Annotated in this window: 7 protein-coding genes; 5 read left to right on the top strand and 2 right to left on the bottom strand. The window is 74.9% G+C overall.

Annotation, left to right across the window (positions count from 1 at the left end; genetic code table 11):
* Positions 1–926, bottom strand: a 926-nt coding sequence (locus ACFW1A_RS37990; RefSeq protein WP_380417788.1) for an alpha/beta hydrolase, incomplete at its 3' end; no start/stop codon positions are given.
* A gap of 57 nt (positions 927–983) precedes the next feature.
* Positions 984–1,952: a methyltransferase domain-containing protein gene (locus ACFW1A_RS37985; protein WP_380417786.1), complete on the bottom strand. Its 969-nt coding sequence runs from the start codon at positions 1,950–1,952 to the stop codon at positions 984–986.
* A 70-nt stretch (positions 1,953–2,022) separates the two neighbouring features.
* Here ACFW1A_RS37985 and ACFW1A_RS37980 point away from each other — a divergent pair, with 70 nt between their 5' ends.
* Genes ACFW1A_RS37980 through ACFW1A_RS37960 form a run of 5 tightly spaced genes read left to right on the top strand, consistent with a single transcriptional unit; the run spans position 2,023 to position 5,384 of the window.
* Positions 2,023–3,354 carry a class I adenylate-forming enzyme family protein gene (locus ACFW1A_RS37980; protein ID WP_380417784.1) on the top strand — a complete coding sequence of 444 codons (1,332 nt, stop codon included), beginning with the start codon at positions 2,023–2,025 and terminating at the stop codon, positions 3,352–3,354.
* 20 nt (positions 3,355–3,374) lie between these two features.
* Complete coding sequence (locus ACFW1A_RS37975; RefSeq protein ID WP_380417782.1) at positions 3,375–3,644, top strand: acyl carrier protein; 270 nt, start codon at positions 3,375–3,377, stop codon at positions 3,642–3,644.
* Complete coding sequence (locus ACFW1A_RS37970; protein WP_380417780.1) at positions 3,641–3,865, top strand: acyl carrier protein; 225 nt, start codon at positions 3,641–3,643, stop codon at positions 3,863–3,865. The genes ACFW1A_RS37975 and ACFW1A_RS37970 overlap by 4 nt, the downstream gene beginning before the upstream one ends.
* Positions 3,862–4,899 carry a beta-ketoacyl synthase N-terminal-like domain-containing protein gene (locus ACFW1A_RS37965; RefSeq protein ID WP_380417778.1) on the top strand — a complete coding sequence of 346 codons (1,038 nt, stop codon included), beginning with the start codon at positions 3,862–3,864 and terminating at the stop codon, positions 4,897–4,899. Before ACFW1A_RS37970 ends, ACFW1A_RS37965 begins: the two co-directional genes overlap by 4 nt.
* A complete protein-coding gene (locus ACFW1A_RS37960; protein WP_380417776.1) occupies positions 4,896–5,384 on the top strand; it encodes a hypothetical protein in 489 nt (162 codons plus the stop codon). The genes ACFW1A_RS37965 and ACFW1A_RS37960 overlap by 4 nt, the downstream gene beginning before the upstream one ends.
* The last annotated feature ends 64 nt before the right edge of the window (positions 5,385–5,448 follow it).

Genomic DNA, 5,448 nt, shown 5'->3' with positions numbered 1-5,448 from the left:
AGCGCCGCGCGCACCCGCCCGGCCGCGTACCGCTGCGCCTGCGCCCCGTCGTCGAAGACGCCGGCCATGGCGAAGAACCCGTGCGCCATGCCGTCGTAGCGGCGCAGCTCGACCGGGACGCCGGCCTCGGCCAGCCGGTGCGCGTAGGCCTCGCCCTCGTCGCGCAGCGGGTCGTACTCGGCGGTGATCACGGTGGCGGGCGGCAGGCCGGCCAGCGAGGCCGCGCGCAGCGGCGAGGCCAGCGGGTCGGCGCCGTCCGCGGCCGAGGCCAGGTAGTGCCCCCAGTACCAGTCCACCGACCAGCGGTTGAAGAGCAGCGGGTCGCGCGCCTCGTGGCGGGACGGGGTGTCGGCACCGTGGTCGGTGTTGGGGTAGACCAGCAGCTGGTGGCGGAGCGCCGGGCCGCCCCGTTCGCGGCACAGCAGGGTGAGCGCCGCGGCCAGGTTGCCGCCCGCGCTGTCCCCGCCGACGGCCAGCCGGTCCGCGGCCAGCCCCAGCGCGGTCGCCTGCGCGGCCAGCCAGTCGAGCGCCGCGCGGCAGTCGAGGAGCGCGGCGGGGAAGCGGTGTTCGGGCGCCAGGCGGTACCCGACGCCGGCCACGGCGCAGCCCGCCTCGTTGGCCAGGCGGCGGCAGATGGCGTCGGCGGTGTCCAGGCAGCCCAGCGTCCAGCCGCCGCCGAACAGGTAGAGCAGCACCGGCAGGTCCGGCTCCGCGGTGGGCCGGTAGAGCCGCAGCGGCAGCGGGCCGGCCGGGCCGCGAATGGTGAACTCCTGCACCTGGTGCACCGGTTCGGGGCTGCCGCCGGCGGCCTGCAGCTCGGCCAGGTCGGCCGCCCTGGCCTGCGCCAGGGTCAGCGTGTAGAGCGGCGGGGTGCCGGCCGCGGCCCGCTGTTCGCACACGGATCTGAGCTGAGGATGATGGGGCATCGGAGATCCTTCATTTCCGCTGAGTCGAGGAGCCGTGGCGACAAAACTGACGCGGACTCAGTTCGCCGTGGCTTCCAGGTAGAGCGTCTCGTCGTTGCGGAAGACGGTGTCCAGCTCGGCCAGATCGGGGCGGGCGCCCTGCTGGAAGGTGCGGCGCCGCATTCCGTCCGCCGGGAAACCGGCCGCACCCAGGGCGTGGCGCAGTTCGGCCTCGTCGTAAATCCAGCGGTGGCCGTAGTGGTAGAAGATCTGGTTCAGCATGAAGGCGCGCCGCTCGGGCATCGGCGGACCGACCCGCATCAGGCGCAGCCGGCGGCGGTGCCGGGCGAAGAAGCCGCCCGCCGGCTCGGCGTAGCCCTCGACGTAGCGGGCCAGGTCGGGGGTGGTGAGCCGGAGCAGGCCGCCGGGGCGCAGCACCCGGCGGACCTCGCGCAGCCAGCCGACGGCCACCGGCAGCGGAATGTGCTCGACCAGGTGCTCCGCGTACACCCAGTCGAGGCTGGCGTCGGCGAACGGCAGCGGCGCGGCCACGTCGAGCATGGTGAACAGCGCCGATCCGTCGATCCGGTAGACCTTGCCGAATTCGGTGCGGGAATTCCCGCTGTGCATCGGCGCGATGTCGGAGCCGAGACCGCGGGGGTGCCTGGTGCGGAACGCGGCGAATTCAATTCCGTCCAGACCGAGCGCGGAAAAATCCTCGGCGGTGCGCGGCAGGGTGTCCGAAACGACCTCGATCCGCCGGCATTCGGCGAGTTCTGCGGAGAATTCCGCGAGGTGCCCGGCGAGTGCGTCCGGGTCCTCCCAGTCCCAGTCCCGGGCGGCGCCCGCAGGGGGCCCCGAGGGCTCCGTTCTTGGCGCGTCCACGTTCAAATCCACAGGGCCGGACTCCCTCCCGGTGGGCCGCGCGGCCCACTCCGGCCAGGCAGCGTAGGCGGCGGCTCGTCCATTGGTATAGACCTTGACCCCGGAAATTTCCTGTGCCAGGGTCGAGTGCCACGGGGAAAGCACCATCCAGAAGTCAACCATTACCGACTCTGTCTGCCATGGAGTGGCGTTGACTGGTTATCCCGCTCCAGCGGCCCAATTTTCCGAAGGCGTGGAAGGTTGGGTCGACCACTACCTGCTTTCCGGCGATCCCGCCGAACCCTGCCTGCACCTGGGCGAGCCGGTGAACCGGCAGCACCTGCGCCGGCTGGTCGACGGCCGGCAGCAGCAACTCGCCGCGGTCGGTCTGACCGCGGGCGGCACCGTCGCCTTACGGGTGCCGCCCTCGCTCGACTACGTCACCACGCTGCTCGCGGCGTGGCGGCTCGGCGCCCAGGTGGCGCTGCTCGACCACCGGCTGACCCCCGCCGAGACCGAACGGGCGCTGCACCGGCTGCGGCCGCAGTACCTGATCGGTCCCGAGTCCGTCGAACCGCTGACGGACGGTCAACCGGCCACCAGTGCGCACGCCCTGGTGCAGCTCAGCTCCGGCTCCACCGGTCCGTCCAAGGTGATCGCCCGCACCTCGGCCGACCTGGTCCGCGAACTGGCCTGCTACCAGCGGCTGGCGCACTACCCCGGACGCGGCGAGCGGATCGTGCTGCTCGCCTCGACGGTCCACGTCCTCGGCCTGGTGGGCGGGTTGCTGCACAGCCTGCACGCCGGCGTCGAACTCGTGGTCCCCGAGCGGCTCACCCCGCCCGGGATCCTGGCCGCGGTGCGCGCCAAGGAGGCGCCGACCACGCTGCTCGGCGTGCCCTTCTACGCCGAGCTGCTGGCCCGGATGGCCCAGCCGCCGCCCACGCCCCAGCTGGTCCGGATGATCGTGGCCGGCGAGCTGGTGCGGCCCAGCGTGCCCGGTGCCTTCGCGGCCCGCTACGGGGTGCCGCTGGGCACCATGTACGGGATGACCGAGATCGGCGTCATCGCCACCGACCTGACCGGCGAGCTGCATCCGTCGGTCCGACCGGTGGCGGGGATGCACGCCCGGGTGATCGACGGCGAACTCCACCTGGCCCAACCGGAGTCGCCCTACCTGGGGACCACCGATCCGGGCCGCTGGTCGGACGGCCTGCTGCACACCAGGGACGCCGCCGACCTCGACCCGGCCACCGGCCTGATCACCGTGCGCGGCCGACAGGACTCGCAGGTCTCGATCGGCGGCCTCAAGGTCGACTTGACCGAGGTGGAACAGGCGCTGTCCGCGCTGCCCGGCGTCCGCGAGGCCGTGGTGGTCTTCGCGGACGGCGCGATCGAGGCCTACGCGGCGGCCGAGGGCACCCCCGACCTGCTGCGCGAGCGGCTGGCGGGGGAACTGGCCGGCTACAAGCTGCCGCGCCGGCTCGGGCTGCTGCCCGCGCTGCCGCGCACCGCCACCGGCAAGGTGCTGCGCGACGTGACCGCGCTGCGCGCGCACGCCGCCGGCGCGCTCCGAGCAAGTTGACGACCCCGAGGAGAACTCCCATGCAGGACCGGATCCGTGGCTTCGTGCTGGCCGCGTTGACCGAGATGAACTACGACGTCTCCGAGGTGACCGGCACGACCGACCTCGGACCGGCCGGCCTCGACCTGGAGTCGCTGGCGCTGGCCGACCTCGCGGTGCAGGTCGAGGAGGAGTTCGGGGTGCGCTTCGACCTGGACGACATGGAGAGCACCGCGCTGATGACGATCGACGAGTTCACCGCCGAGGTGGCCCGCCGGATCGCCGCCGCCCCGGTCGGCGGCGGCGCATGACGGTCACCCGGGAGGCCGTGCTGGAGATGCTGGCCGCCTTCGGTGAGCGCGCGCCGCAGCAGGTGGACGAGGAGATCGGCTCGCTCGAACTGACCTGGCTGCTGGCCGAGGCCGAGCAGCGGTACGGGGTGGAGCTTGATCCGGAGCACCCGGGCCTGGCGTCCGTGCACACGGTGGGCCAGGCGGTGGCGGCGCTGGACCGGCTGGTCGCCGGCGGATGACCGCGGTACCGGTGCTGGTGACCGCGCTGGCGGTGCGGTCGGCGGCGCCCGACCTGCTCGGCGCGGTGTACGCGGGCCGGCCGGCCTTCACACCCGTCAACCGCTTCCGGCCGGTCGGCCGGGACACCCCGGTGGCCGCCACCCGGCCGGGCGCCCCGGACCTCGCCGACCAGCTGGTCGAGGTGCTCGCCGAGGCCGGTGCCGGGCGCTCGCCCGTGCTGCTCGCGCTGCACGGGGACGAGCGGGCCGGTCCGGTGGCCGCCCGGGTCGCCGAGCGGTTCGGGGTTGCGCCGCAGCTCTACACCGGTGCCTGCGTGGCGGCCGCCACCGCGGTGGCCGACGGCGCCGCACTGATCGAGGCCGGCCGGGCCGAGCGGGTGGTGGTGGCGGCGGGCTACCTGGTCGAGCCGGACACCTTCGCGCTGTTCGACGCGGGGCGGGCGCTCTCCCGTTCGGGGGCGGTGCGGCCGTTCAGCCGGGGGCGGGACGGACTGCTGCTGGGGGACGCGGTGGTGGCGCTGGTGCTGGAGGCGGGGCGGGCCGGCGGTCCGTCCGGGCTGGCCCGACTGGCCGGCTGGGGGCGGGCGGGCGACGGCCACCACGTCTGCCGGCCCGATCCGGGCGGCGCGGGGCTGGCCCGCGCGGTGCGCGCCGCGCTGCAGCGCGCGGGGGTGGCCGACGAGCAGGTCGGGTGGGTGAACGCCAACGGGACCGGTTCGCCGATCGGCGACGCGGCCGAGGCCGCGGCGCTCGCGCTGGCCTTCGGCGAGCGGGCGGCCCGACTGCCGGTGAGCTCCACCAAGGCGGTCCACGGGCACGCCCTGGAAGCCTCGGCCCTGCTCGAACTCGCAGTGACCATAGGTGTGTTGGGAGAGGGGAAGATACCGGTGAACGCCGGGTGGCTGGGACCGGACGAGCAGTGCCCGCTGGACGTGGTGGTGGCTGCGCCGCGCACCCTGGGCGCGCCCTACCTGCTCACCGTCAACTCCGCCTTCGGCGGGGCGAACACGGCCCTGCTGGTGGGCGCCCCGTGACGGTCGAGCTGGCCCGGGCCGCCTGGCCCGAGCCCGGGGACACCGACCTGCCCGCGCTGGCCGGGTTCACCGTCTCCAGTTTCAGCCCGCTGGTGGCCGAGACCGCCGACCGCTGCCTGACCAGGTGGCACGGCGCGGCTCCGCTCCGCGGCGCCGGGCGGACCGCCCTGGTGCTGGTGAGCAGCAGCGGGGACGTCGGCACCGCGCGCGCCGTCGCGGGCGCGGTGGCGGCCGGGCGGCGGGTGCCACCGCTGCTCTTCTTCCAGTCCAACCCGAACGCCGTGCTGGGCCACATCGCGGCGCGCTGGCTGCTCACCGGTCCGGTGGTGGCGCTCGGCTCGGGCGGCGAGCCGGCCGGGCGCGCCGAGGCCGAGCTGCTGCTGGGCGGCGGCGAGGCCGACCTGGTCCTGGTGGTCGCCGCCGAACAGGCCCGCACCGACCGGGAGCGCGACCGCGCGACCGCGGTGCTGCTCGGCCCCGCCTGACGCGCCCCGGGCCCGGTCCGCGCGGCCGGGCCCGGCCGTCGGGCGGGGCCGCGGGGTGCCCGTT

The organism is Kitasatospora sp. NPDC058965 (assembly GCF_042741245.1).
GTDB lineage: Bacteria > Actinomycetota > Actinomycetes > Streptomycetales > Streptomycetaceae > Kitasatospora.
This window is presented reverse-complemented; position numbering and strand designations above follow the sequence as displayed.